This window comes from Alteromonas sp. KUL150 (genome assembly GCF_009811475.1).
In the GTDB taxonomy this organism is placed as follows: Bacteria; Pseudomonadota; Gammaproteobacteria; order Enterobacterales; family Alteromonadaceae; genus Alteromonas; species Alteromonas gracilis.
In genome coordinates, this window is sequence record NZ_BLIJ01000041.1 from 45,326 (window position 1) to 71,385 (window position 26,060).

The following is a 26,060-nucleotide window of genomic DNA, read 5'->3' on the forward strand; positions in this document are numbered from 1 at the left end:
ACATCTGAAAAATAATCTCTTGTGTGCATGCTCAATTGTAAAAAAGCATGCACACCCCAAACAGGTAATTGAATGAATACTATTCTGGTTACGACCAGTCGCGGTCTTGACGAACTATTAAAGCAAGAAGTGCTGAACCTATGCCCTGATGCACAAATTAAACAAGGGCCTGGCACTATACAGTTTGAAGGGTCAAAAGAAGATGCTTATAAACTTTGCTTGTGGTCGCGACTAGCAAACCGCGTAATCTGGGTGCTTGCGTCTGGTAAAGCAGGGGATGCTGAAGCCCTGTACAACACTGCGATGGGCATCGATTGGCAAATGCAGATGGATTCACGTCATACTTTATCTGTACAATTTATCGGCACCAATTTTGCGATTAAAAACACACAGTTTGGCGCAGTGCGCGTTAAGGATGCGATTGTTGACTCGTTTGTTGAGCAAGGTTTACCTCGCCCTTCAGTTGAACGCAAAACGCCTGATATTTCTGTTTATGCAAGACTTCATCGCGATAACGTGATCTTAGGAATTGACTTGGCTGGAGCCAGTCTCCACCAGCGTGCTTACAGGCAAGAAACCGGTGATGCACCACTAAAGGAACACATCGCAAGTGCAATGCTAATACGCAGTGGTTGGACAGAAAATACAAGTGCGCCATTGGTTGACTTAATGTGTGGCTCAGGCACCATCGCCATTGAGGCCGCATATATTGCCCGAAATATCGCACCAGGTATTAGGCGCTCTTATTGGGGTTTTACTAAGTGGTTAGGCCATGAAGAAAAGCTCTGGGAAGCTTTGCTCGAAAACGCAATTACGGTTCAAAAACCAAGCTGTGGAGGTGGCATTTACGCCGGTGACTTTAGCCGTAAGATGGTTGCTATTGCCAAAGCCAACGCAGATTTTGCCGGCGTGTTTAGTGATATATCATTTTCTCAGCAAGATGCAACTAAGTCATCACCACCAGTAGCAACACCCGGCTACGTAGTATCAAACCCTCCGTATGGCGAACGTCTTGGTGAACTTACCTCGCTTATTCCTCTTTTCAGTGATTGGGGCAAGCGTTTTAAAGAAGCATGGAAGGGATGGCACGTTTCGCTGCTAAGCAGTAATCGTGACTTACTTCGCGTATTAAAACTTCGTGCAACTAAAGACTACGCCATGAATAATGGTAAGTTAGAATGTCGCCTTGCTAACTACGTGCTAGATGAAGATAACACGGTGCAGTTCAGCGAAGATGCCGGCAATCACGAATTTGCTAATCGCTTGAAGAAAAACCTCAAGCGTATGAAAGGCTGGATAAAAAGCGCAAACACAAACTGTTATCGCATCTACGATGCCGATCTGCCGGATTATAATGTAGCGGTAGATCGATATGATGATTGGCTTGTAGTACAAGAGTACGCGCCACCAAAAACCGTATCGGAAGACAAAGCCCGAAAACGCCTTCAGGAAGTGCTTCTTCATTTACCCGCAGTGACAGGCGTGTCGCCCAAAAAGATTGCATTAAAAGTCCGTGCCCAACAAAAAGGCACTAAGCAGTACGAAAAAATTAATCAGTCTGGCGACATGATGGAAGTGTATGAAAATGGCGCGCGTTTCTTAGTAAACCTAACAGATTATTTAGATACCGGCCTTTTCTTAGACCATCGCAATACTCGTCAAAAAGTAAAAGCGATGTCAGCGGGTAAGGACGTACTAAACCTTTTTTCTTACACAGGAAGCGTGTCTGTATTTGCAGCCATGGGTGGCGCTAAATCAGTCACTACGGTTGATATGTCAAATACTTATCTGGAGTGGGCAAAGAAAAACGTGGCGCTTAACAAGCTTACGGGGCCGCACGCGTTTATTCAGGCAGACTGCACAACGTGGCTCAGTAGCCATAAAGGCAAATACGACTTAATTTTTATCGACCCACCATCATTTTCAAATTCAAAGCGCATGCAGAATACGTGGGATGTGCAGCGCGATCACGTAAAAATGCTTAGCGATGCCAAGGCGTGTTTGAAAGCGCAAGGGACGATTATTTTTTCCAATAATAAGCGTGGCTTTAAGTTAGATGAACCGACAATAAGCGCACTTGGTCTCTCTGTGAAAAATATCACAAATGAAACTATTCCTGAAGATTTTGCCCGTAAAGGTAAAATTCATCAGTGCTGGATACTAGCATCGTGAAGATTTATTTTTACACCGGTCCTCATTGCAGTTTATGTGATTTAGCCGATTTGGAGATAGCGCGCACGTCTATGTCTTCATCTTTAACGATAGAAAAGGTTAATATCCGCCAAAGCACAGAGCTTTACCACCTATATGGCGCTCGTATTCCGGTGCTGAAGCGACATGACAATAATAAGGAAATCGGTTGGCCTTTCACCACAGCCGATTTAGAGGAGTTTCTTCAGTGAGCATTTTGCAGTTAAAAAACATCACTGTTATTTATGGAAATCCGCCGCTTTTAGACGGCGTCGAACTTGTTGTTCAACCGAAAGAGCGGGTGTGTCTCGTTGGCCGTAACGGCAGTGGAAAGTCTACCTTAATGAAGGTCATCGCTGGCGATATTATTGCTGATGACGGCCAGCGGATAATTGAGAGTAATACGGTTATTGCCCGTTTAGAGCAGGATCCTCCGCAGACCACAGATGTTACGCTTTTCGATTACGTTGCAGAAGGTCTATCTGACGTTGGGGAAACGCTGAAAGCCTATTTTCATCAAACCCGTATCGTCGGTGAAGACCCTAGTGAAGCTAACTTAAATAAGCTTCAACGTTTACAAGAACAACTTGAAGCGCGCGATGCATGGCAGTTTGAACAGCAAATAGAACAAACACTAACGATGCTCAAGCTAGAACCAGAGATTTCGCTATCAACGTTATCTGGAGGATGGCGCAGAAAAGCGGCACTAGCGCGAGCTCTTGTTCGTCAACCAGACCTACTGCTTTTAGACGAGCCTACTAACCACCTTGATATTGAAATGATACGATGGCTTGAATCAAGTTTGAGCAATTATCAAGGTGCCATTGTATTTGTCAGCCATGACCGTGCTTTTATACGCGCAATGGCCACACGAATTATTGACCTTGACCGAGGCTCTGTTACCAGCTATCCCGGAAATTACGAAACTTACCTAGAGAAAAAACAACAAGATTTAGAGATTGAAGCATCTCAAAACGCTGAGTTTGATAAGAAGTTAGCGCAAGAAGAAGTTTGGATTCGTCAGGGTATCAAAGCTCGCCGTACACGCAATGAGGGGCGAGTGCGAGCCCTTAAGAAACTTCGTGAGGAGCGTAAAGCAAGACGTGCAGTGCAGGGTAATGCTGTGGTTAACCAACATCAAGGCGCACGTTCAGGCAAGATGGTATTTGAGGTAAAAGACCTCAGCTACAGCATTGAAGGTAAGCCTATTGTCAAAGGCCTAAACCTTAATGTGCTACGTGGTGATAAGCTTGCACTTATCGGCCCGAACGGTAGCGGTAAAAGTACACTAATCAAGTTACTATTAGGTGAGCTACAGCCTGATGCTGGAAACTGCAAGCAAGGCACCAATTTAGAGGTTGCGTATTTCGACCAGCACCGACATGGCTTGGATTTAGAACAGACCGTGATCGATGCCGTGGGCGATGGGAAAAGAGATCTGATGGTTAACGGCCACCCGCGCCACGTTATCAGCTATCTGCAAGACTATCTTTTTACACCTGAGCGTGTAAATGCGCCGGTAAAATCCCTATCTGGCGGTGAAAAGAACCGTTTGATGTTGGCTAAGCTTATGCTAAAGCCGAGTAATGTTTTGGTACTCGATGAGCCAACTAACGATCTTGATGTTGAAACGCTGGAAATGCTGGAAACCTTGCTCAATGAATATACCGGCACTGTTCTGTTGGTGAGTCACGATAGGGAATTTGTTGATAACGTAGCAAATAGTAGCGTGGTTTTTGAAGGCCATGGCGTGCTTAGAGAGTTCATTGGGGGTTTCACTGACGTAGAAAACTGGTATAAAGACCAACAGGAAAAGCGTCAGCAAATCGAAAAAGAAGAAAAAGCCAAAGTAAAGAATGAAACTAATTCAACTTCGGGGAGTCCTAGTGCTAAGTCTGCCCCCCGTAAGACGAAAAAGCTATCATACAAAGACCAGCGAGAGCTTGAGTCTCTTCCCAAAGAATTAGAAACGTTAGAGGAAGAACTTGAAGCCATGCAGGAAAAGGTTAATGACCCGGATTTCTTCAAACAAGATAGCGACACTACCGCCAAGGCTCTAGCCGAATTAGCGGATAAAGAAGAATTACTTTCCCAGAAATATGCGCGCTGGGATGAACTAGAAAGTATGCTGGAAGATAATCAGCAGTAAATAGGATTTTAAATGAAACGAACTCAGCTTGCCGCCGCCGTTCTGTTGGCAACAGGAAGTGTTTCGGCATTCGCCGCGACCTATTCCGTGACGCCTCTTCCTTTACAGGATACCGCTAGAAATAATTTCGCTCGCTCTATCGATAACTCGGGGAAAATGCTGTCTGTTGTACAGCTTGAGTACAATCCACCTGTCGATGTGGAGCAGCTTGAGAACGACACCACCTTTTTCGACCAGTTTGGTGAAAGTTTAGAGAACGAAGAAGATTTTCGACAAGGTGTCTTTACTGATGTTGATTACACAACAATTGTAAACTTCCTTCTTCAAAACACGAATACAGTCCAAGGGCAAAAACTTGCGTCTTTTCGTACCTATGTTACCGACACGCAAGATATTTCGCTTGTACCTGGTCTCGATGAAGTAACGGATAAGTTTGATGACTACACGCAGTCAGTTGAAGTCACTGGCCGAGACAGTTTGAACGGTAACTTCATTGTTGGCGATTCCTCTGGGTTAGTTGTTTTAGACTCCTACGAAAACGAAAATGGCGATACGATTAACTACACATATCCCGAATCGGCACAACAGGGGTTTGTTCAAGCATCAGGTGTAACGAAAGTCCTTCCGGCAGTTGACACCAAAGCAGGCGGATTTTCTTCAGCCCGCGCGGTAAATGAAAACCTCCAGGTAGCGGGGTTTAGTACGGTAAGCTTTCGCGAAGACGTTGACGAGGCACTCGAGACGTGTACAGATGAAGAGCAACGAGGCGATCAGTCCGAGGGACGTTGCTTATTTACCGTATATAATGGCGATTTTGCAGTACCAAGAATTTCGAGCTATTTCCTTAATACTTCATCGAATTATTTACCTGGCTTCGTTTTACTTTCTGAAGTGAACGCTACCATTTGGCAAATCGACGTTAATGGTGATGTGATTAGCACAGAAACCTATCCACTGCTTTTTGAGCCAGATGAAGCCGACGAGCGTCACTACTTCACTTATGCCTACGATATTAATAATCAGGGCATTGCCGTAGGTGAGGGACTTACAGGTGACAGAATTACTATCACTCGCCCAAATCAGTCTGGGTTATCTGAGAGTGAGCGGGTCGCGACAGTATTCAGAGACGGGGAGACCATTGAGCTTCTTCCAAGAGAAGAAAACCTGCTTAGCCAAGCCATCGCAATAAACGATGAGAATTGGGTTACAGGCGCGGTGCTTCGCTCTCAGAGTGATATCGCACGTTCTCGGTTATTTGTTTACAATCTAGACACGCAAGAGCAGCATTATCCGGCTGGATTCTTCTCAAGTGCCGGCGTAACGGCGAACGCAATCAACAATAACAATATCGTTGTTGGTAAAGCCGACGTTGATGCGACAAGCGATACCCTTAGAGAAACCGCTGCATTTATGTATAACATTAATACTGAAGAATTCACTGACCTCAATGATCTCGTATCTTGTGACAACAACTATGAACTGCTTGAAGCGGTTGATATAAACGATAACAACGAGATAATTGCGAACGCGCGTATCAAGGCGACGAGTAAATATGTTACCGGCAACGACATAATTAACTCAGACGGAGAAACTGTGGACGTTGACACCATTGTCGCAGTAAAGCTATCGCCTATTGCTAATGGCTCTATAGACGAGTGTGAAGTACCAGAAGACGAGCAACCCTTTGAACGCAGTGGCGCTTCCACGGGCTGGTTTGCATTGTTCGGCTTGCTTACCGCAGCATTTATACGCAGACGTTTTAAAAAATAAAAGAATAACTGTTTAATATTTATTCTGACATTAAGAAGCCACAATCTTGTGGCTTTTTTTATACCTAAAAATTGTAACAAGTGACATATTTATGCATAAAAAATGTAACATAAATTTCATCGAAACTTCATTTGTTTAAATAAAGTCAAGCCCTTTAATTTTTTATTTTTCTTGAACCATTTTGATAATTGCACTATCAAAGTAGTGTACGCAAAAACTTTTCCGGCACTATCAACCGAAATGATGTAGAGCGCTCGAGAAAATGATTTGTTGTACATTCAACAAACAAAAGAGGCTAATCAATGAAAAGACAAAAAAGAGATAAACTGACACGCGCACATGCAAAAGGCTATCAAGCTGGTATTAGCGGTCGCTCGAAGGAATTATGTCCATTTCAGCAAAACGATGCTCGTTCACAATGGTTAGGTGGATGGCGCGAGGCAGTAGAAGATAGACACTTAGGTCTGAGTGTTAAATAACACTTCTCTTTTATGAACTGATTATGCAAAAAGGAAAGCCCCTGAAAAGGGGCTTTTTTTGTTTTTGAAGTATTTCCTTCAAAGCAGTTAGCAGCCTTAAATGCTAGAAGTTTGACGTATCTTGGAATAGCCCAACTTTTAAATCCTTTGCCACATAGATTTCTCGGCCATCGACTTCTACTGAACCGTCAGCCATTCCCATGAACAGCTTACGCTTAATAACGCGTTTCATAGTAATCTTGTAGGTAACTTTTTTAGCCGTCGGTAATATCTGACCTGTAAATTTGACTTCACCTACACCCAGTGCGCGCCCTTTACCAGGACCTCCGCTCCAACCTAAGAAAAAACCAACAAGCTGCCACATCGCATCTAAACCAAGACAGCCTGGCATTACTGGGTCTCCAGGGAAGTGACAGTCAAAAAACCATAGATCAGGGGTTATATCCAATTCAGCGACAATTTCGCCTTTACCGTGTTCGCCACCGTCTTCGGTAATCGACACGACGCGATCCATCATAAGCATATTTGGCGCGGGAAGTTGACTGTTACCAGGACCGAACATTTCCCCACGGCTGCATGCTAGTAAATCTTCTTTATTAAAACTATTTTTCTTCTCTGACATTCCCAACTCGATGTTGTTATTAAAATGATGTTGCTAATCTAGCGAACACTTGTAAGCCAAACAACTCTGAACAGTGATTTTTCTGAAGAAAAACGCATGCTACTATAGCTTTAGTTATCAGGCTAGAACAAATATCGCACTAATAGCGTGATATTTATACAGCAATTGTCTTTAGATCTACAATAACGTAATTTCGTGTGAAAACTATGACAGAACAAACAACAAAAACGCCCAATAAAAGTAGTTCGACAGATAAGGCAAAAGCAAACGCCGATAAACAGCGTCGTTTTAGAGAAAGACAGAAAGAAGCCGGTAAAAAACTGGTTAGGGGCTATGTTAGTCCGGAAGCTAAAGCGTGTTACGACGAAATTCGCGATAAAACCGGATGGACAGATAGCGAAGCCATGTCAAATGCTATGCGATTAATGTATGCCGCTTACAAATGCGGTCAAATAAAGTTGCTCAATGAGTGGCTTAGAAAAAATAATCGTTAGGCATTTTTATTTGCCTTGGCTTTCAGCCATGTTCGACTAGGGCTATTTTGCATAGTATGTCGCTGAACTATACGCTTCGCTTCTTTAAGCACATCATCCCGTTCTCGGTAGTCCCATAAACGCTTTGCCGTGGCTCGATTGTTTTCTGAGATATCAATAATAGGAGCAACGTAATCCTTGCCAAGCTCAAAGTCTAGCATGACCGCCTCAAGTGGTGGAAGCAGATAAGGCGCGTGCACAGCATCATCTGGCAGCGCTGAAAGCTCTGGTATCCACTTTTTGATGAACACGCCGTCAGGGTCCAGTTTTTTTGATTGTGTAACAGGATTATATAGCCGAACAGTATGGATGCCGGTCACACTCGCCTGCATCTGAATTTGTGGATAGTGAATACCCGGTTCAAAATCTAAAAACTGAGTCGCCAAGTAGTGAGCAGCCTTTAGCCAATGTACGTTTAAATGGTGACATAGAAAGCTGGTAACCATAGCACGCATTCGAAAATTGAGATATCCCGTATGCTTTAACGCACGCATACACGCATCTACAAGAGGATAACCGGTTTGCCCGATGCTCCAATAATAGAAACGCCGTTCCGCTTCCGGACCGTCGATATAAGGAAAGGTTTCGTATGCGCTATTCATTGGTCGCCATTCAATACTGCATTCACTCTCAAACTTTTGAATGAAATGGCAATGCCAATGGAGCCTAGAGGTGAGGGCAGAAAGTGCGCGACTCCATCTCTTTTTTTCTTCTTGGGAAAGGGATTTTTTTAATTGCCTTTGTAACTGTACGCTTTGATAGGCCTGCTTAATTGAAACGTTGCCCCATGCTAAATAAGGGCTCAGGCGTGTACATGCGCGTCTTGCATGTTCGGGCTTTGAAATATGCTGATGGTAAAACTGACCCCGATGATTGAAAAAATCTTTCAGCACTTGCCAAGCACGACGTTCTCCGCCTGGCTGCATACCCTCGCCATATATTTGCGTTTCATCTTGCGCGACATAATGTGGTTCTTGCTCGCCTTGATCAAAGTTGCCCCCATAAGAACTATATGATGCCAATAACGCACTAAGTGTTTGCTCAGCGATGTGTATTTTCTGATTGGCTCGCCAGTCTATCCAATTCACATGATTAATGTCGAAATCAAAGGTTGGTTCAGCAAAATGACGTTCCCAGTTTATCTGCCACTCTGACCGGTGTGGCAATCCGCGTATGACAGCACCATAAGATGACTCAATAAAAGGTATTCTTCTTAAATTCAGATACTTAAATACTTTCCTGTCACGGTTATGCGTAACCTTTAGACCGATTTCTTGGTAACTTCTAACCAAAGAAATACAAAAAAAATGAGAAATATACTCAAGAGCTTCCACGACTTCTGCGTGCAGTGAGAGGACTGTGATATTCTCTGGTAGCTGTCGGTTTATATCATCAAGACTTTGTTGAACGAAGCGCCAGTGGCGCTCGCTCATGTGGGGGTCTCTTAAAAGTGAAGGCTCCCAGCAGTAAAGCAGAAGTACACGCTCATTGGCCATCGCTGCTCGAAAGAGCGGTTCGTGGTCTCGTAAGCGCAAATCTCTTTTAAGCCAAACTACCGTTACCGCTTGTTTACTACTTGATGTCGGCATAGAAAAAGCAACTACAGCCACTTGTTACGAAAAGTGCCGTCTGGATCGTAAGTATCAGTTTGCTTCTGCAAGTTAAACTGCCTATGACCACGGGGGTCGCTCCCAACACCCGCAAGATATAGCCAGTTTCCCCAGTTGCTACCTACATCAAAATCGACGAGTTGATGCTCAAACCATGCTGCACCATAGCGCCAATCTTGACGAAGTTCGTGTACAAAGCAGCTCGCAACTAGTTGACGTCCTCGATTTGACATGTAGCCGGTCTCAGCAAGCTGACGCATACAAGCGTCTACAATAGGATAACCTGTTTTACCTTCACACCAACGAGTAAAGGTTTCTGGATCGTGTTTGGTTGAAGGCGTTTTACCTTGGATTCCACTGAAGCGAAACCACTTAGACCCATACTTACACTGCAACCAATGAAAAAATTCACGCCATAAAAGCTCAAAATAAATCCAGTAGGTGGAATCATTTTTTTCAATAGTTTGTTCAAATTCTTTAACTTGCCTAACTACTTCGCGAGCAGATAGGGAGCCATTCGCTAACCACGCAGAGAGTTTAGTGCTATGCTCCCACGTATCGAGCGTATTTCGTGTTTCTTTATAGGTTGCGGCCGCATGCCAATCAAAAAGATAGCGATTCAAGTGAGTAAGCGCAGCTTTCTCACCACCAACAAAAGTATGGCTTGGCGAAGCGGGCAGTTCTACGTTTATCTCAAAGCGATATTGCTGCTCAACTTCAGGGGCATAAGGGCTCGGCAACTGTGATATCGTTTTAACCACTGGTATTGGTTCACAGTGCTTTTCTACTTTTCTGCGAAATGGACTAAATACATCAGGCATATCTTCAATCGCAAAAGGAAAACTATTAACGTCGAAAAGGCCGTAAGTAGCGGTTTCTATAACCGTTAATGTGTCAAAGAAGCGTTTTACGGTATTAAGTTGAGCCGTTTCGTTATAGCCGCAATGCTGACTTACACCTAAGTGCGTATAGTCACCGACTCGTAGAAGGTTAACTAAACAGTCAGCTGTTTTACCTCTCAACACTACCAGTTTATGACCATATTTATTAAGTGATTGCTCTAAATCGCTTAGCGTCTGAAGTAGAAATGTATACCTGTGTTCACCCATTGGCGAAAAGCCAAACTCGTTGGGAAGAAAATGTTGTTCATCCAATATATAGGTAAATGTTATCTCTGATACTTCTTCACAAAGCTTTAGTATCGCCGGTTGGTCGTGAAGTCTTAGGTCGTGTCGAAACCAAAACAAACCTCTGCGAACATCGTTTGTAAGTTCACTTTCTCGCTGGTTATTTATCATACTAATTTGTCACGCTTTTTAGTTTTTTGTCGGATCCAGAATCTAAAATTATACGTACATCTAACACTACGAAAATAATTCAAATTAAGTGCAGTGAAAAAGGAAAAAAAGTGACCGTTCCTACAAGCATTATGTGGTTCCGACAAGACCTTCGCGTAAAAGATAACCCCGCGTTAAATGCAGCCTGTGATATGGGCAAAATCGTTCCTATTTATATTTATGATGACAATGCGCCTGACGGCAGGCTTCCTGGCGGTGCGAGCCAGTGGTGGCTTCATCATTCACTTGAGTCGTTAAACAAGCGATTAAACGGTCACTTACAGATCTTCAAAGGCGACCCGCAAACTATTATTCCAGGGTTAATGAAGACGTTCGACGCGAGCTCTATATTTTGGAACCGCTGTTATGAGCCATGGCAGATAAACCGGGATAAAGCACTCAAAAAGCATCTTATAGACGAGGGTTTTGAGGCACATAGCTGTAATGGTAGTTTATTGTGGGAACCTATGAAGGTACTGAAAAAAGACGGTACTCCATACCGCGTTTTCACTCCGTATTACAAAAATGGTTGTTTACAAGTTGAAGAACCGCGCTACCCCAAAGCACCTCCAGCACGAATTACTTACGCTGACGTGAAAAGTGAAGGTGACCAATTAGCATCATTGGCATTATTGCCAAGCATCAAGTGGGATGAGACTATCGCTAAAGAATGGTCACCAGGCGAAGATGGCGCCGCTGATAACTTATCTGATTTTATCGAGAACTCTGCGAGAAAATATAAAGATGGTCGCGACATTCCGTCTGCACGTGGCACGTCACGCCTATCTCCGCATCTACATTTTGGTGAAGTATCGCCCAATCAAGTTTGGTATGCCATTAAAGATAAGTTTGGTAATAGTGAAGATAAAAGTATCGAAACCTATTTAAGCGAATTGGGTTGGCGTGAGTTCAGCTACTATTTACTGTTTCACTTTCCTACGCTTCCAAATAAAAACTTCAACGATAAGTTCGATAAGTTTCCTTGGCGCACTGATGCTAAAGCACTAAAAGCATGGCAAAAAGGAAGAACGGGGATACCCATTGTCGATGCAGGCATGAGAGAATTATGGCAAACGGGCTATATGCATAATCGCATACGCATGGTTGTTGGGTCATTTTTGGTGAAAAACTTACTGCTTGACTGGCACGAAGGTGAACGCTGGTTTTGGGATACCTTGTTAGATGCTGATTTAGCGAGCAACAGTGCGGGATGGCAATGGGTAGCAGGGTCTGGAGCAGACGCTGCACCTTACTTCAGAGTATTTAATCCTGTGTTACAAGGTGAAAAATTCGATAAAAAGGGCACATACGTTCGTAAATATTGCCCTGAGCTTAATGGTTTATCAGATAAATACATTCATAAACCCTGGGAAGCACCTTCAGCCATTTTGAAAGACGCGGGAATTGAATTAGGCAAGCACTATCCGAAACCCATTGTCGATTTAAAAGCATCCCGCCAGCGTGCCTTAGATGCGTTTCAGGAAATAAAAGAGTAGGGTATGGCATCACTTATTTTAGTTTTAGGCGACCAGCTTACTGACACCTTACCCGCCATCGCTAATGCGCGTAAAACGAAAGACACGATTTTAATGGCAGAAGTGCGCGAAGAGGCCACTTACGTTAAGCACCACAAGAAGAAAATTGCTTTTTTATTTAGTGCTATGCGTCACTTTGCGAAGCATTTGCGGGATAGCAACTATAACGTTAACTATGTTCATTATGACGATGAAGAGAACAAGGGCAGTTTACTGGAGCAAGTAAAGCATTCGCTTGCATCGCAAAGTTTCACTGACGTTAAAGTTACGTCGCCAGGTGAATACCGGCTACTTAAAAGTATGGAGCAGTGGCAAAGTGTACTTGGCATCCCGGTGACCATTTGTGAGGACAACCGCTTTTTAGCAACGCCTGAAGAGTTTAGTTCATGGGCTGAGGGTAAAAAGCAGCTTAGAATGGAGTTCTTTTATCGTGAAATGCGGCGCAAACATAATGTGTTAATGGATGGAAAAAATCCAATAGGCGGAAAATGGAACTATGACGCGCAAAACCGTGAATCTATGCCTGAGACGCATCAAGTACCTAAGCACACAGTCTTCAAACCAGATGACATTTCCTCCGAAGTCATTGAGCTCGTCAATAACAATTTCGAAGCGCATTTCGGTGAAATTGAAGATTTTCATTTTGCGGTTACCCGTGAGGATGCGCTAGCCGTACTCAATACTTTTATAGATGAACGCTTACCTAACTTTGGCCAGTACCAAGATGCTATGGTGGAAGGTAAGCCCTGGCTATATCATTCGCACATTGGTTTCTACTTAAACTGTGGTTTGCTAACGCCCAGTGAAGCTATTCAGGCTGCTGAACAAGCGTATCACGCAGGGCAGGCCCCTTTAAATTCGGCCGAAGGCTTTATTCGTCAAATTCTGGGTTGGCGGGAATACGTACGCGGATTCTACTGGCACTTCATGCCGGGCTTAAAAACAGATAACTATTTTAATAACAGCCGGGCTCTTCCTTCGTTTTTCTGGGACGGACAAACCAATATGAACTGTATGCGTCAGTGCATAAAAGAGACCCAGAAAAACGCGTATGCCCATCACATTCAACGGCTAATGGTTATAGGGAACTTTAGTCTGCTTACTGAGTTGAGTCCTGAAGAAGTTCAAGCATGGTATTTATTGGTCTACGCCGATGCTTATGAATGGGTTGAACTACCTAATGTAGCGGGCATGATTTTGTATAGCGATGGCGGTAATTTAGCAAGTAAGCCCTACGTAGCTAGCGGTAGCTACATCAATAAAATGAGTAACTACTGCAAAAACTGCGGATATCAAGTTTCGAAAAAAACAGGGCCAAAAGCGTGCCCCTTTAATTACCTATACTGGCACTTTATTGATAAGCAAAAAGAAAAGCTTAGCAATAATCATCGTATGGCCATGATTTATAAAACCTATGGGCGGATGAAAGAAGAGAACATAGAAACAATGAAACAGGATGCCGCAACTTTTTTGTCAAAGTTAACAAAAAATGAAGAAGTCTGACCTACCGACGAAAATGTGTCCCGTTTGTCAAAGGCCGTTCACTTGGCGAAAAAAATGGGAAAAGAACTGGGAAAATGTGCGTTACTGTTCTAAGCGCTGCGCTGGCAACAAGCGCAGCGCGCAATCACCCCAGAAAGCATAACTTATTATATCCATAGGGAATAAAATTAAGACCAGTGAAAACGATTTAGGTCGCCAATTAACGCAGGTTAATCATTTACCTGCACACATCCGTATAAACATGGATAAAACAAATAACAAGGAGTGTGTTGTGGAAGCACCTATTACCGTTGATCGATTGCGTTTCCTAATATACAGCTTTAAAGAAAAGCTTTGGGTTAAACCACTGGGCTTCTGTATGTTATCGCTAATGGTTGTATTTGTGGCAAAGATTGCCGATGGCACATCACTTGCCGAGCATATACCCGAAATTAAAGCAGAATCTGTCGAAACGTTACTGTCTATAATGGCATCTAGCATGATGGTTATCGCGACCTTTTCTGCAGGAACCATGGTGAATGCTTACGCCTCGGCGAGTCAATCTTCCACACCTCGCTCACTTAGTTTAATTATTTCTGATGACGTGTCACAAAATGCGCTCTCTGTTTTTATTGGTGCCTTTATTTATAGTGCAGTTGCCCTTACAGCAATAAGCCATACATTTTTCGAAAAAGCCGGAATATTTATCCTTTTCGGCTTGACGTGTCTAACCTTTGGCATGGTGATCTTAACCTTTATCCGTTGGGTAGACAGCGTGGCACGCCTAGGTCGAGTGGAGTCAACGTTGCTTAAAGTCGAAAAGGCAACGGAACGCGCTATTAAAAACAGAATAGATACTCCTTGCCTTGGTGCTGTGCCCGAAAACCTTGTGAAAGAGCAGGGGACACACGCTATTTTTTCACAGCAGGTAGGCTATGTTCAGATGATCGACATTGCCAAGCTACAGCGCTGGGCCGAGACAAACAAAAGTTTCGTTAATGTTGTTATATTGCCAGGTGAATTTGCTACACCTGAGCGTCCACTAGCCTATATAGAATCAAAGTCTGACGCCAATGAGATTGCTAGCGCATTTTCAATTAATGAAGCGCGCTCTTTTGAAGCTGACCCTCGCTTCGGACTCATTGTATTGGCAGAAATCGCGTCGAGAGCGCTATCTCCGTCAGTTAACGATCACGGAACCGCTATTAACGCTGTCGGAAGTATTACACGCTTGATTTTATTGTGGAGAGCCAAAAGCGAGACAATAGATGAAGAAGATAACAATACAGGCTTACAAAAAACATCTACAAAGGGTGATACAAAAAGCATATACAAATACGACCGCGTATCTATACCGGCACTTAATGTTAACGATCTGTTTGATGATGCATATACAAGTATAGCGCGAGACGGAGCTGCTAACATCGAAGTGGCTTTACGTATCCAAAAATCGCTCAAGACTATTAAGGCTTGTTTTAACGATGTTGATAAGACCTTTGTAGAGGCTGCATCCGTATTGGCTAAACAAAGCTACGAACGAAGCATGATGGCACTTGATTATGAACAAGATAAAAAACGATTGACCAGCATATATAAAGGAAATAACTCTTAAATAAAATGACTACTAGAAAAGCTATATACTGAACTAGTGGCCGCGGTAACACTGAAATAAGTATAAGTTTTCAATAGATATGTAACTTAATTTTCATCAGTAAGACACCGTAAGTCAATATAGTAATGAACAACAATATGTTTTGCTCAACACAATTATACGCGAACTCGATAAAGCAAAACATGCAAACAAACCGTTGCAAACATTAAAGCTATTCAAAGTACCAACTCAATGAAATACTTCATGGCATTTTAAGTGGCGTTATCAAAATAGTCTGCTGGCAACTACTAATAACTTACTTTCCAAAATAACCCTCAAACAGTCCTAATTTAACGACGTAACGCTACGTGAATGAAATCAAAAAATCAGGGTAATCATACTGCTGATTTCACGTAGCGTACGATTAAGTTTATTACACCTAAATCAAATCATCTGAGCAGTTTTAAATTAAAAACACCGACGTAAGTTAGACGTTCACGCACAAGCCCAAAACAAAACGCAGAGCCAACACAGCAGCCACGCATAAAAGTCTGTGAGTAATCACAGCCATCAAACCAACCAAATAGAGCGACATCAACTCCCTAATCGTCCATATACCTAATTACGCATAATGTATATTATGTTAAATAGAATATGTGATTAAGCAATAGAACTGAGGTGTTATACGAAACCAGTGGTTAGAGATTGTTTATTGATAAATATAGCGAGTTCAGTAGAAAGAAATATGTGACGCTCTTTTTATTCTTAACCTAAAGCCTCAAATAGATAAGCTTCTTTTCAATCGTTGTTTAGATAATTTCAGCACTCTCTTTTTAAATTGTGCTTTATATTGATGTAACTAGTAATTGATTGTTTAGCGATTTGAATTATTTATTTTTTCAACTCTATGGACCTTAATATGACGTTGATAAAATACTTATAGCATTCCTGAAAAACAAAAATCTCTGAAGAATATGTAGCTTCGTTTATTGTAAATACGAGCATTATCAAACTTTCATGTTCTTTATTAGCTACTTACTTTTAAGTTCGGAATTCATAAAACTAGATAAATAATCTTGGTCACAGGCGGCCGCACTTGTTCAGTCAGCTAGTTAAGGAAAAAAATATGTTCCTCAGCACTCAGCTGGCATTGTATTTATAAAAGTAAAATTTCAAAATCGTGGGTTATTTAAAATAGCTTCTTAATTAGAATTCACTTTTGTCCACGGTCGATGATAAACGTTACTGTTAGCATAATTAAAAACTACCATATCGAGAGCGGCCTTGGTGTTTACTTCTATGAAGAACTGTTTATGCCGCATCTGTCACCTATCCCACAGATTCTCCGTTAACGGCTTTGCTATTATAGTTATGCACAAAGGGCGATTAAGAACATTGCCTACTAACATGCAGAAAACAGTCGTACAAACGCCTTAGTGCTTAGCCGTTTAAAATAGGCATTGTTTTGAAAGTCATAATAAGCGCTCATTTTTCAGGCGACGCTACGTGAAATCTGAACAAACAATAGAGGTATTGCCTTGCACATTTCACATAGCGCACGATGTGAAATAGCCAAAAACTGAGAAAACCTAGCTAGAGGGTGCGTTTATTTAACGACTATCGACAACGAAAACACCAATACTGTTTAATTATACAGTGGTGTGGTAAAGTGCAGGCAATAAACAAAGACATGTAGCGAAACATCACAAGGAAGGTTGATAGCACTAGGTCGCATCTAAGAGATATTTACAGTTTTTCACGCATGATAATTACAGTTATCATGCGTGAATATCTATATAAATCAGTACTATACAATTTTTTAAATAATTATTGTAGCTTATTTTTTGCCATCATTATTGTCAGTAAAGGCTTATTAATGTCCTCTAAACAAAATACGTCACGATTTTTACCGCAAAAGTCGACGGGTGCGCCCCGTAGTAATGTTTACCCACATGACAAAGATAGCACCAATACACCGCACGAAAAAACTTTTGAATCTAGCTATTCGAGCAACAATAGCACCCTCAATTTAAATGCTCAATTAATCACACCTAGTGACGCGTCCTCAGCGCATAACTTTGGACATTATTACCATGATATTTTTACTAAACTGCCGTACAACACGCAACGAGCATATATTAGTGATTACAATGAGTTTGCTATTTTTTGCAAACAATCTGGTATGCAAGGTTTTACCAATGACTTCGCTCACAATGAAACATGTATTAAGCAGTACGTCGGTGAGTTGTGCCGCTCTCCCCTCGCCTACAGAACTATCAAGCGTCGCCTTTCTGCTCTGAGTAAGTTTCTTGGGGTGGCAAAACTACCAAATCCAATTATACGCTCAGCGTATCTAAGAGACTTTATTCGCTTGTCCCTTATAGAGAATCGAAAATATCGTTTGTCTCACAAGCAAGCAGTTCCGCTTACCATTGAAATGCTAGAACAGATTAATAACGCCATCATTCCTTATTCTCTTTTAGAGTTGAGAGACATCGCTATCATTAATCTAATGTTCGATGCATTGTTGCGCGCTGATGAATTAGTTCGGGTTTGTGTCGATCACATATCTGCTCGTAATAATACGTTGCTTGTTGTCTCTTCTAAAAGTGATCAATCAGGTCAAGGCCAATATAGGTTCGTTTCTTCAAGTACCATTTCTATGATTCAAGAATATATTAACGAAGCCAATCTTGACCCTAAAACAAAAATGCCTAGAGAGCTATCAGACCTACGTGGTTTACATAAAGGTATTCTTTTTCGACGCCTTACAAATCACAAAACGGCGCTTTTACCGTTTGATGAGAATGTTCCTAGCCACATGGCGAACGTATTAAATTACTCCAGTGTTTATAGAATCTGGCAGCGAATAGCACTTCGTGCAGGAATAACAGAAAATATTACACCTCACAGTGGGCGCGTTGGCGGTGCAGTCTCACTTGCGGAAGATGGTGCATCTCTTCCGGAACTTCAGCTTGCTGGCGGATGGCAATCGCCAGAAATGCCGGGGCACTATACTAGACAAGCGAACGTAAAACGCGGGGGTATGGCGAAGCTGTCAGCTAAAAGAAAACGATGATAGCGCATTTATTCAAAGACTTACGTTTCTCTCTTAAAGTTATTTTGTTACGCGTAACCTCGCCCTGCTAGAACATATCTGGCTCGCCCCGGCCTATTCTTACTCATTATCCTGTTATTGAACCCAAAGACGCATAAGTACCGTACCTAAATAATAATATTAATGCGCATCAGCGTGTGGGAGATTACACGCTAATGTGATGCGTTGATGCTTTTAAATAAAGGAGTTTTACATGAGCAGTGGAATTGATACCAAGCACGGAAAATTACTCGCAGAATTGGTCGTCCCATCTTCTTCTTGGCATGTCCAACCAGAAAAACAAGACCCTTTCAAAACGAAAGAGGCTGCGGTGGACTATTTAAATTCACATAACGAACCTTTTTATCTTCATGTTCCACTGGCACAGTCTGAAGATTTCGTTCGAATATGTGTCACGTCTCGTGACGATGATGTAGTGTTCACTATAAAAGACATTAGCAATGGCGGCGAGACCTCACTTCACTATTCTCATATCAAAAATCTAGACAGTACAATTCGTACTTTAGTTGATGAGTGTTGTGATAAAAAGATAAAGGCACTTTAGGTTTACGTTGATGAATTTTCGTTTAACCATTCACAATAAAATAGTTAGCCAAACAAATGCGGCCAGTAACAGGCTGACAAATACTGCTGCAGAGCCAATGTCCTTTGCTCGGCCTATGAGTAGATGAATATCTGTTGATACATGATCACAGAGCTTTTCAACAGCGGTATTGAGAAGCTCTGTTATTAATACGATACATAGCGACATTATCATGAGGATACGTTCTACGTTGGTAACATCAGCATAAACTGCAAACGGGACAAGAAATAGCATCGCGAAAATTTCTTGTCTTACCGCGGCTTCACTTGCAAACGCTGATCTTAAACCTTTTATCGAATAATACGTGGCGTAAAGAACCCGTGATAGACCCTTCCGTTTTACAATCATCGTTCAAACTCACAAAAATAGTTAAGCTATCGAACGTTCATTACAACTACATGACGGAAAGCATCTTTTGGGTTCGAACAACCTTCCCTTTCTATTTAGACCTTAACTGCAAGCACATCAGTTTTCACTCCGTGTAGTACTGCATTTGCCGTGGAGCCTAATAACAAGCGAAGTCCACTTTGCCCATGAGTGCCCACAACGATAAGGTCAGCATTTATTTTTTCTGCCACATGGTGAATTTCATCGGCGGGCGAACCGATTTCCACATTCACGTGGCTATACGGAATATCGTGCTTTGACGCTACATCTTTTAACTGCCTTAATGCTTGTTCCCTTACTTCTTCTGAAAAATCTCGCTCTAAAAACAATCCATAGGGTTCCATATTTGTTTGGGGGTAAGCAACATAAAGAAGATGAATCTTATGACTATTACCGGCTACAGCAATAGCTTTTTCAACGACCAACTCGTAGTCAGAGTAAACGTCGATCGGTACTAGAATAGTGTCGTAGCTTTGCATGGAGTTTCTCCTTAGTTTCTAATGAGAAAGCATGAAAATTAAGTTATACCTTCACAATAATTACCCCGATAATAATCCTATGAATCTAGTTTAACATTGCGCTAGGTCAATGTTTGTTCTGTTACATAAGCCATACTAATTAGAAAGCAATTTAGGCATATTGAAATATTCAAACATTTACCGGAGAAGTTGATGATGAGAATTACAGCATTACTACTAGCTACGCTCTTGCTTTTTGCCTGCGAACAAGGAGCAAATTCACCAAGAGGATTTAGCCTTCCCGAAGGGAATATGGAACAAGGCTATCAAGTTTTCAAAAAGTATCAGTGTCAAGATTGCCATCGAATAGCTGGAGAAGAAGAGCCGGAAAACGCTCAGTATCTATTGGCAAAACCAATACCGTTGGGCGGTAGCAGTGGTCGAATTAAGACATATGGAGAACTTGTAACCAGTATTATTAATCCGTCTCATAAGCTCACACCTCGTCAACCAGCAAGCTTTACGAGCGAAGACGGCGTATCGTTGATGCGAGTAGTGAACGATGAACTTACGGTATCAGAATTAATAGATTTAGTTGCATATTTACAACCCAAATATAAAGTTACGCCCTACAGAACGAGTGATTACCGTCTCTATCAATTACGCATTCCTGACAAGACAGAATAATTTGTAGTAAAAAAGCCCCACCACTTCCGTTGGGGCTTTAATTCATAACATTCATTAGGTATCGCTAATGTAACTAGGAAACAGCCTTTGTTTCTTTTTCAATCTCGGCCAACAAACTGCAGGGCATGAAACTCTTAGCATTGGCTTCCTGTAGATGGAGTTTAAATCGGTCAGGCACCTCTTCAGTTAAAAAACTACCCGCTTTGACGAGCGGAAAAATTTCATCGTAGCGCGCTACGTGGCATTGATCGACCCTTCTAAAGATGTGGGTTCTGTTTAACTCAGTTGTGCTTATGTGCCCAGTAGAAGAAAGAATATCCATCAACGCAAGAACGGTTTTGTTGTGAAACCGATAAACCCTTTCGTATTTATCTTCGACATTTAGCCCCTTGGCGAGTTTGGGGTCTTGAGTCGCAACACCGGTTGGGCACCTGTTTGTATTGCACGACAGGGATTGTACACAGCCCAGTGCCAGCATCATGCCTCTGGCGCTATTGCATATGTCAGCCCCTAGACTAAGGTTTTTAGCCAACTGAAATGCGGTAATAATCTTGCCCGAGGCAATGATCTTTATTTTATCTCGCAGTCCAAAGCCCGTTAGACAGTCATCAATAAATGCCAGCGCCTCACGAAGGGGAAATCCGATAGAATTTGAATACTCTAGAGGGGCCGCTCCAGTGCCTCCTTCACCACCATCGACGGTAATGAAATCGGGTGTAACCCCCTTCTCTACCATGGCTTTACACATAGCTATAAATTCACTTTTTCTTCCTAAGGCAAGCTTAATACCTATGGGTTTAAAGTTACTGAGTTCTCTTAACTGCGTGATAAAATCAATCATTTCCAATGGCGTTGAAAAAGCTTTGTGTCTGGGCGGTGAATCAACCTGCGTGCCGGGTTCAACCCCCCTTATTTCTGCAATTTCCGGGGTGTTTTTATAGGCTGGCAAGATGCCACCATGCCCAGGCTTTGCTCCTTGACTAAGCTTAATTTCAATCATTTTAACGCTTTCAAGATTGGCTTTTTCTTGAAATAAATCCGCATCAAAGCCGCCATCCTCAGTTCTACAACCGAAATAACCTGTCCCTATTTGCCAGACAATATCGCCGCCATTCTCTAAGTGATAAGGCGTTAAACCTCCCTCACCCGTATTGTGATAAAACCCACCTTTAGCCGCGCCTTTATTGAGCGCGAGAATGGCGTTTTTTGATAAACTCCCGAAACTCATCGCGCTGATATTTAATACACTCGCACTATACGGTTTCTTGCAATGCGGGCCCCCTACCGTTATTCGAGGGTCTTCGTCCATGTCCTCTACTTCTCGTGCAGACAAAGAGTGACCTATCCACTCATATCCATCTTTATAAGTGTCGAGTTGTGTACCGAAAGGTATGGTTTCTCGACTATTTTTCGCACGCTGGTAAACAATTGATCGGTACATTCTTGAAATCGGTGCACCACCGGTGTCTGTTTCGATAATGTATTGCTGTATATAAGGTCTCAGCCCCTCAACAGTCCATCTCACTCGGCCGATTAGTGGAAAGTTTTTGAGGATTGCATGCTTATTCTGAAACGCATCATGTAACCCAAACATTAATAAAGTAATGGAGAGCAGAAGGAACCACCAAACTGGTGCCCACAGTACTCCAATAATCACATTAAAAGCCACAAGTAGTAAGAGTACCGTTAATATAGTAAATCGCATTCAAATTCCTTCTTTAATTCGGCATGTCACAGCACATATTATGCTCACTGCAATCATCAATACACCCAAATAAGCGAACCAGTTTCATATTTGCGTTAATTCACTGAAATATAGCGACAATCTATTATCATAGGACGAATCCAACATGGTTACGCATAACCTTGAAGTGTCGCTTTTTCTGTTTTTTTAGCTGCGAAAACAGATTATTACGTGCTAGTCTAAGGTCAGCATTTAAAACAGAAACATTAAGCTATTTAGCTGGTTTTAAAAACCCTCAAGACATGGTTTGGTGCTAGATATTATAACCTTATCTGAGAATAACGGATTTTACGTTCAACATTTTGAAAGGTAATTCATGGAGTATGCATTTCTTCTCTTCGCATTTGTGTGCGGTTTAACAGTTAAACTCATCGGCATTCCTCCTCTTGTCGGCTATCTCGTTGCCGGTTTTTTGCTTAATTTTGCAGGTTATTCGTTAACCGAAGATTTAACCCAAATCGCTAATTTGGGCATTACAATTATGCTTTTCACTATTGGGTTAAAACTCAATATCAGAGATTTAAGCCGACGGGAGGTTTGGGGTGGCAGTGTAACCCACACACTTGTTTGGGTTGGCATTATTACGTGTTGTGTTTATCTCTTAGGCGCCATTGCAGCAAATTTCGTCGATGGGCTTAGCTGGAAGAGCGCGGCACTTATTGCCTTTGCGTTGAGTTTTAGTAGTACAGTATGCGTTGTCAAAGTTTTAGAGGAAAGCGGTGAAAGCAAAACTCGCCATGGTCGTTTGGCCATTGGTATTTTAGTAATGCAGGATGTGTTCGCAGTTGTCTTTCTTGTGGTAGCAACCGGCAAACTTCCTTCTATATGGTCGTTAGCCTTGCTAGCTTTGTTCCCAGCGATGCCCCTAATTAAAAAGATGTTAAATAAGTCTGGACACGGAGAGTTACTTCCACTCACTGGATTTATTTTGGCGCTAGGTGGCTACCACGTATTTGAACTCGTCAATATAAAGGGTGATTTGGGTGCGCTAATTTTTGGCATTATGCTGGCTCAACACGAAAAAGCATCAGAACTTGCAAAGTCGCTGCTAAGCTTTAAAGACCTTTTATTAATTGGTTTCTTCTTAACCATCGGACTCACCGCGCTACCTGATCTCGGCATGATTACCCTTGCGTTTATTTTCTGTTTATTCATTCCTTTGAAAGCAGCGCTCTTTTTTGGCCTATTTACGTCATTACGGTTGCGCGGAAGAACAGCCTATTTAAGCAGTTTAGTACTATCTAACTACAGCGAGTTTGGGCTTATTGTGGGTGCTTTAGCAGTGTCATTAGGGCTAATCGCAAATACATGGTTGGTCGTAATTGCTCTTGCTGTTTCTATCTCGTTCGTTATTACCAGTGTGCTCTATCGAAATTCCCATTCTCAATACCACAGTTACAAACACGTGATAAAACGTTTTGAGAAGGAAGAGCGTTTAAAAGAAGACGTCTATCCAACATTAAATAACGCAGAGTTTTTAGTTTTGGGCATGGGACGAGTTGGGCGAGGAGCGTTTAATGCGTTGTCAAAACTAAGCGACGTTAATGTATGGGGGATGGATGCTGACAGACAGAAAATAAAAGAAATGTCGTCTGAAGGATATAATGTAATTTGTGGTGATGGCGAAGACGTAGACTTATGGGACAACCTAGATTTAAAGTACGTTCAGTTAGTGTTGCTGGCACTGCCTTCTATCCAAGACTCCATCAACATTACTCGTCAGCTCAAAAATGCTGGGTATACCGGTAAAGTTGCGGCCATTGCCCGCTATGAAGATGAAGTGTCACACCTGCTAGAGAACGGCGTTGATAAAGTGTTTAATTTCTTTACCGAAGCAGGACTTGGTTTTGCTGAAGAAAGTTTAGCTTATGCCCAAACGCAACAGTAATGCGGTTCTAAATGCGAACAATGGATGAATTGAGAAACGTTATCGTTTGTAAATATATGTTTTAAATAGGTTTTTTTGACAAAGCGCTAAAATGAGACTACACTTCACGCAAATAGGTTAAAAGGGTTTTCACAATGCAAGGTGATAAACAAGTCGTTGCAAAATTGAACGAAGTACTAACAAGCGAACTTACTTCGATAAATCAATACTTTCTGCACGCACGTATGTTCAAAAATTGGGGTTTTTCAGAACTCAACGAAAAGAACTATAAGAAATCCATTAAGGATATGAAGCAGGCCGACGATCTTATCGAACGTATTCTCTTTCTAGAAGGTCTGCCTAACCTACAAGCACTGGGCAAGCTTTACATCGGTGAAGACACCGCTGAAATGCTATCTTGCGACGCACGTTTTCAAAAAGAGCAGCTTCCTCTCCTTCGTGACGCTATCGCGCTGTGCGAGGAAAAACAAGATTATGTGTCTCGGGATCTTCTTGAAGGTCTGCTTGAATACGAAGAAGAGCATTTAGACTGGATTGAGACTCAAGAATACCAAATTGATGCGATGGGTATTGAAAATTATCTACAAGCGCAAGTAATGGGAGATGACTAATGAAAGGTAACCAAGCAATCATCGATGGCTTAAATGAACTACTCTCTTATGAGTTAGCCGCCATGGATCAGTACTTCATTCACTCTCAGATGTATCTTGATTGGGGCTTAAACAAGCTTTATGAGCGTATCGACCACGAATTTGACGATGAACGTGGGCACGCAACCAAGCTAATTGAGCGTATGCTGTTTTTAGAAGGTACGCCTGACATGACGAAGCGTACTGGTTTCAAAGTGGGTAAAGATGTACCTGAGATGCTTGAAAGCGATTTACGGGTTGAATATGAAGTAGATGCGAAGTTGCGCGAAGTAATTGCACTTTGCGAAACCGAGAAAGACTATGTAACCCGCGACATGCTTATCGTGCTATTAGACGATACAGAAATGGATCATGCCCATTGGCTAGAGCAGCAATTGGGTCTTATTAAACGCTTGGGCTTACCAAACTACTTGCAATCACAAATGTAGGTAGTGCGCTAGCATTAATAAAATATAACGGCTGCCATATCGGTGGCCGTTTTTATTACCATTCTATTCACTCATCATTACTGCGTATTATTGTTTTGTTTCTTTAACTGCTGACGCGTTTAATGTGAATTGACTTACACTAGAACTGGTTTGCTCGCCATTTGTTATCTCTGCCAAATTCTTGCTCAATATCGGGTTCTCAAAAATGTGTCTGATAACCGTTAATATTGCGTAACAAAGTATAGGTAGTTTGGACTTTCCTTATCTTTAATGTTGAGCCGCAATTGCCATTTCATTATCGGTTCGCTGCACCCTCCCAACATAAACCAACCAGACCACACGCCATCAGTATTATTATCTAGTAATACGGGTATCTTACCCATATACATGTTTACCCCTTCAATCCAGGCACTCTCGATTTCCTGATTTTCAGGAATTAAAATTTTTAACGTTACCGACTCTTCAGGTTCAGGCATGGTTGAAAATGTGGCAATGGCCAACTCGCCATCAATTAAGAATTCGCAAGTTTCGTTGACAAAGTTGCAGCTGTTTCCTATTCCATTAATAACGACGTTCTCGTTCAACGCTGATGATTGAAATTCATGCGCGAGATAAACACACACTGCTACTACGATGATGGCGACCAACGGCAGTTGAGAATGTAAATGTTTTGATCGTTTATTGTTATGATTATTTAGCATTTCTTAAATTTTGTATATTTCTTCATTGACGGAGATCAAGCTTAGGTAGTTTATGGTATCTTTTTGTAATTAAAAACCTTATCATCCGCGTACCAACTGGCTTGGAGACAATAATTAT

Annotated in this window: 23 protein-coding genes; 16 read left to right on the forward strand and 7 right to left on the reverse strand. The window is 42.0% G+C overall.

Annotated elements, in window-relative coordinates; translation table 11 throughout:
* The first annotated feature begins 72 nt into the window (after window positions 1-72).
* The 5 genes from rlmKL to rmf all read left to right on the forward strand — a co-directional run bounded on the left by rlmKL (window position 73) and on the right by rmf (window position 6,588).
* Window positions 73-2,172 (forward strand): bifunctional 23S rRNA (guanine(2069)-N(7))-methyltransferase RlmK/23S rRNA (guanine(2445)-N(2))-methyltransferase RlmL, encoded by a 2,100-nt coding sequence (gene rlmKL / locus GVO62_RS09955; RefSeq protein ID WP_159118966.1) that lies wholly within the window; start codon window positions 73-75, stop codon window positions 2,170-2,172.
* Entirely contained in the window at window positions 2,169-2,402 is a 234-nt protein-coding gene (locus GVO62_RS09960; RefSeq protein WP_159118968.1) for a glutaredoxin family protein, read from the forward strand. Before rlmKL ends, GVO62_RS09960 begins: the two co-directional genes overlap by 4 nt.
* Window positions 2,399-4,339 carry an ATP-binding cassette ATPase Uup gene (gene uup, locus GVO62_RS09965; protein ID WP_159118970.1) on the forward strand — a complete coding sequence of 647 codons (1,941 nt, stop codon included), beginning with the start codon at window positions 2,399-2,401 and terminating at the stop codon, window positions 4,337-4,339. The genes GVO62_RS09960 and uup overlap by 4 nt, the downstream gene beginning before the upstream one ends.
* 12 nt (window positions 4,340-4,351) lie before the next feature.
* A complete protein-coding gene (locus tag GVO62_RS09970) occupies window positions 4,352-6,109 on the forward strand; it encodes a DUF3466 family protein (RefSeq protein WP_159118972.1) in 1,758 nt (585 codons plus the stop codon).
* Window positions 6,110-6,411: 302 nt separating this feature from the next.
* Entirely contained in the window at window positions 6,412-6,588 is a 177-nt protein-coding gene (gene rmf / locus GVO62_RS09975) for a ribosome modulation factor (RefSeq protein ID WP_105931333.1), read from the forward strand.
* A 103-nt stretch (window positions 6,589-6,691) separates the two neighbouring features.
* Here rmf and fabA read toward each other — a convergent pair whose 3' ends face one another.
* Window positions 6,692-7,210: a bifunctional 3-hydroxydecanoyl-ACP dehydratase/trans-2-decenoyl-ACP isomerase gene (fabA, locus tag GVO62_RS09980; protein ID WP_120959213.1), complete on the reverse strand. Its 519-nt coding sequence runs from the start codon at window positions 7,208-7,210 to the stop codon at window positions 6,692-6,694.
* 206 nt (window positions 7,211-7,416) lie between these two features.
* Between fabA and GVO62_RS09985 the strand changes: the two genes are divergently transcribed.
* The gene (locus tag GVO62_RS09985; RefSeq protein ID WP_105931335.1) at window positions 7,417-7,704 is read left to right on the forward strand and encodes a hypothetical protein; all 288 of its coding nucleotides are present in this window, start codon (window positions 7,417-7,419) and stop codon (window positions 7,702-7,704) included.
* On the opposite strand, the gene GVO62_RS09990 is transcribed toward GVO62_RS09985, so the two are convergent.
* Window positions 7,701-9,332 carry a cryptochrome/deoxyribodipyrimidine photo-lyase family protein gene (locus GVO62_RS09990; protein ID WP_159118974.1) on the reverse strand — a complete coding sequence of 544 codons (1,632 nt, stop codon included), beginning with the start codon at window positions 9,330-9,332 and terminating at the stop codon, window positions 7,701-7,703. The genes GVO62_RS09985 and GVO62_RS09990 overlap by 4 nt on opposite strands.
* Window positions 9,333-9,343: 11 nt before the next feature.
* Window positions 9,344-10,651: a DASH family cryptochrome gene (locus GVO62_RS09995; protein WP_159118976.1), complete on the reverse strand. Its 1,308-nt coding sequence runs from the start codon at window positions 10,649-10,651 to the stop codon at window positions 9,344-9,346.
* Between the two features lie 110 nt (window positions 10,652-10,761).
* On the opposite strand from GVO62_RS09995, the gene GVO62_RS10000 reads away from it, so the two are divergent.
* The 6 genes from GVO62_RS10000 (at window position 10,762) to GVO62_RS10025 (ending at window position 18,960) form a co-directional block, all read left to right on the forward strand.
* On the forward strand, window positions 10,762-12,186 hold the full coding sequence (locus GVO62_RS10000; RefSeq protein ID WP_159118978.1) for a cryptochrome/photolyase family protein: 1,425 nt from the start codon (window positions 10,762-10,764) through the stop codon (window positions 12,184-12,186).
* 3 nt (window positions 12,187-12,189) lie between these two features.
* Entirely contained in the window at window positions 12,190-13,728 is a 1,539-nt protein-coding gene (locus tag GVO62_RS10005) for a cryptochrome/photolyase family protein (protein WP_159118980.1), read from the forward strand.
* Entirely contained in the window at window positions 13,715-13,870 is a 156-nt protein-coding gene (locus GVO62_RS10010) for a DUF2256 domain-containing protein (protein ID WP_159118982.1), read from the forward strand. Before GVO62_RS10005 ends, GVO62_RS10010 begins: the two co-directional genes overlap by 14 nt.
* A 129-nt stretch (window positions 13,871-13,999) precedes the next feature.
* Window positions 14,000-15,319 carry a DUF2254 domain-containing protein gene (locus tag GVO62_RS10015; RefSeq protein WP_159118984.1) on the forward strand — a complete coding sequence of 440 codons (1,320 nt, stop codon included), beginning with the start codon at window positions 14,000-14,002 and terminating at the stop codon, window positions 15,317-15,319.
* Window positions 15,320-17,174: 1,855 nt separating this feature from the next.
* The gene (locus GVO62_RS10020; RefSeq protein ID WP_236547121.1) at window positions 17,175-18,377 is read left to right on the forward strand and encodes a tyrosine-type recombinase/integrase; all 1,203 of its coding nucleotides are present in this window, start codon (window positions 17,175-17,177) and stop codon (window positions 18,375-18,377) included.
* A gap of 232 nt (window positions 18,378-18,609) precedes the next feature.
* Complete coding sequence (locus GVO62_RS10025; RefSeq protein ID WP_159118986.1) at window positions 18,610-18,960, forward strand: hypothetical protein; 351 nt, start codon at window positions 18,610-18,612, stop codon at window positions 18,958-18,960.
* A gap of 30 nt (window positions 18,961-18,990) precedes the next feature.
* Here GVO62_RS10025 and GVO62_RS10030 read toward each other — a convergent pair whose 3' ends face one another.
* Entirely contained in the window at window positions 18,991-19,347 is a 357-nt protein-coding gene (locus tag GVO62_RS10030; RefSeq protein ID WP_159118988.1) for a diacylglycerol kinase, read from the reverse strand.
* Between the two features lie 95 nt (window positions 19,348-19,442).
* A complete protein-coding gene (locus GVO62_RS10035; protein ID WP_159118990.1) occupies window positions 19,443-19,865 on the reverse strand; it encodes a universal stress protein in 423 nt (140 codons plus the stop codon).
* 192 nt (window positions 19,866-20,057) lie between these two features.
* On the opposite strand from GVO62_RS10035, the gene GVO62_RS10040 reads away from it, so the two are divergent.
* A complete protein-coding gene (locus GVO62_RS10040) occupies window positions 20,058-20,531 on the forward strand; it encodes a c-type cytochrome (RefSeq protein ID WP_373996019.1) in 474 nt (157 codons plus the stop codon).
* A gap of 73 nt (window positions 20,532-20,604) precedes the next feature.
* On the opposite strand, the gene GVO62_RS10045 is transcribed toward GVO62_RS10040, so the two are convergent.
* The gene (locus GVO62_RS10045) at window positions 20,605-22,236 is read right to left on the reverse strand and encodes an FMN-binding glutamate synthase family protein (protein ID WP_159118992.1); all 1,632 of its coding nucleotides are present in this window, start codon (window positions 22,234-22,236) and stop codon (window positions 20,605-20,607) included.
* A 355-nt stretch (window positions 22,237-22,591) separates the two neighbouring features.
* Here GVO62_RS10045 and GVO62_RS10050 point away from each other — a divergent pair, with 355 nt between their 5' ends.
* The 3 genes from GVO62_RS10050 to bfr (GVO62_RS10060) all read left to right on the forward strand — a co-directional run bounded on the left by GVO62_RS10050 (window position 22,592) and on the right by bfr (GVO62_RS10060) (window position 25,241).
* Window positions 22,592-24,163, forward strand: coding sequence for a cation:proton antiporter family protein (locus tag GVO62_RS10050; RefSeq protein ID WP_159118994.1), 1,572 nt, complete (start codon window positions 22,592-22,594; stop codon window positions 24,161-24,163).
* A 134-nt stretch (window positions 24,164-24,297) separates the two neighbouring features.
* Complete coding sequence (gene bfr, locus GVO62_RS10055) at window positions 24,298-24,774, forward strand: bacterioferritin (RefSeq protein WP_159118996.1); 477 nt, start codon at window positions 24,298-24,300, stop codon at window positions 24,772-24,774.
* On the forward strand, window positions 24,774-25,241 hold the full coding sequence (gene bfr / locus GVO62_RS10060; RefSeq protein ID WP_120959188.1) for a bacterioferritin: 468 nt from the start codon (window positions 24,774-24,776) through the stop codon (window positions 25,239-25,241). The genes bfr (GVO62_RS10055) and bfr (GVO62_RS10060) overlap by 1 nt, the downstream gene beginning before the upstream one ends.
* 221 nt (window positions 25,242-25,462) lie before the next feature.
* On the opposite strand, the gene GVO62_RS10065 is transcribed toward bfr (GVO62_RS10060), so the two are convergent.
* A complete protein-coding gene (locus tag GVO62_RS10065) occupies window positions 25,463-25,942 on the reverse strand; it encodes a hypothetical protein (protein WP_159118998.1) in 480 nt (159 codons plus the stop codon).
* Window positions 25,943-26,060 lie beyond the last annotated feature (118 nt).

Excerpts from the sequence above, each read along its gene's own strand:
- rlmKL (WP_159118966.1), top strand. The coding sequence starts at position 73 with ATGAATACTATTCTGGTTACGACCAGTCGCGGTCTTGACGAACTATTA.
- GVO62_RS09970 (WP_159118972.1), top strand. The coding sequence starts at position 4,352 with ATGAAACGAACTCAGCTTGCCGCCGCCGTTCTGTTGGCAACAGGAAGT.
- rmf (WP_105931333.1), top strand. The coding sequence starts at position 6,412 with ATGAAAAGACAAAAAAGAGATAAACTGACACGCGCACATGCAAAAGGC.
- fabA (WP_120959213.1), bottom strand. The coding sequence starts at position 7,210 with ATGTCAGAGAAGAAAAATAGTTTTAATAAAGAAGATTTACTAGCATGC.
- GVO62_RS09985 (WP_105931335.1), top strand. The coding sequence starts at position 7,417 with ATGACAGAACAAACAACAAAAACGCCCAATAAAAGTAGTTCGACAGAT.
- GVO62_RS09990 (WP_159118974.1), bottom strand. The coding sequence starts at position 9,332 with ATGCCGACATCAAGTAGTAAACAAGCGGTAACGGTAGTTTGGCTTAAA.
- GVO62_RS09995 (WP_159118976.1), bottom strand. The coding sequence starts at position 10,651 with ATGATAAATAACCAGCGAGAAAGTGAACTTACAAACGATGTTCGCAGA.
- GVO62_RS10005 (WP_159118980.1), top strand. The coding sequence starts at position 12,190 with ATGGCATCACTTATTTTAGTTTTAGGCGACCAGCTTACTGACACCTTA.
- GVO62_RS10010 (WP_159118982.1), top strand. The coding sequence starts at position 13,715 with ATGAAGAAGTCTGACCTACCGACGAAAATGTGTCCCGTTTGTCAAAGG.
- GVO62_RS10020 (WP_236547121.1), top strand. The coding sequence starts at position 17,175 with ATGTCCTCTAAACAAAATACGTCACGATTTTTACCGCAAAAGTCGACG.
- GVO62_RS10025 (WP_159118986.1), top strand. The coding sequence starts at position 18,610 with ATGAGCAGTGGAATTGATACCAAGCACGGAAAATTACTCGCAGAATTG.
- GVO62_RS10030 (WP_159118988.1), bottom strand. The coding sequence starts at position 19,347 with ATGATTGTAAAACGGAAGGGTCTATCACGGGTTCTTTACGCCACGTAT.
- GVO62_RS10035 (WP_159118990.1), bottom strand. The coding sequence starts at position 19,865 with ATGCAAAGCTACGACACTATTCTAGTACCGATCGACGTTTACTCTGAC.
- GVO62_RS10040 (WP_373996019.1), top strand. The coding sequence starts at position 20,058 with ATGATGAGAATTACAGCATTACTACTAGCTACGCTCTTGCTTTTTGCC.
- GVO62_RS10045 (WP_159118992.1), bottom strand. The coding sequence starts at position 22,236 with ATGCGATTTACTATATTAACGGTACTCTTACTACTTGTGGCTTTTAAT.
- GVO62_RS10050 (WP_159118994.1), top strand. The coding sequence starts at position 22,592 with ATGGAGTATGCATTTCTTCTCTTCGCATTTGTGTGCGGTTTAACAGTT.
- bfr (WP_159118996.1), top strand. The coding sequence starts at position 24,298 with ATGCAAGGTGATAAACAAGTCGTTGCAAAATTGAACGAAGTACTAACA.
- bfr (WP_120959188.1), top strand. The coding sequence starts at position 24,774 with ATGAAAGGTAACCAAGCAATCATCGATGGCTTAAATGAACTACTCTCT.
- GVO62_RS10065 (WP_159118998.1), bottom strand. The coding sequence starts at position 25,942 with ATGCTAAATAATCATAACAATAAACGATCAAAACATTTACATTCTCAA.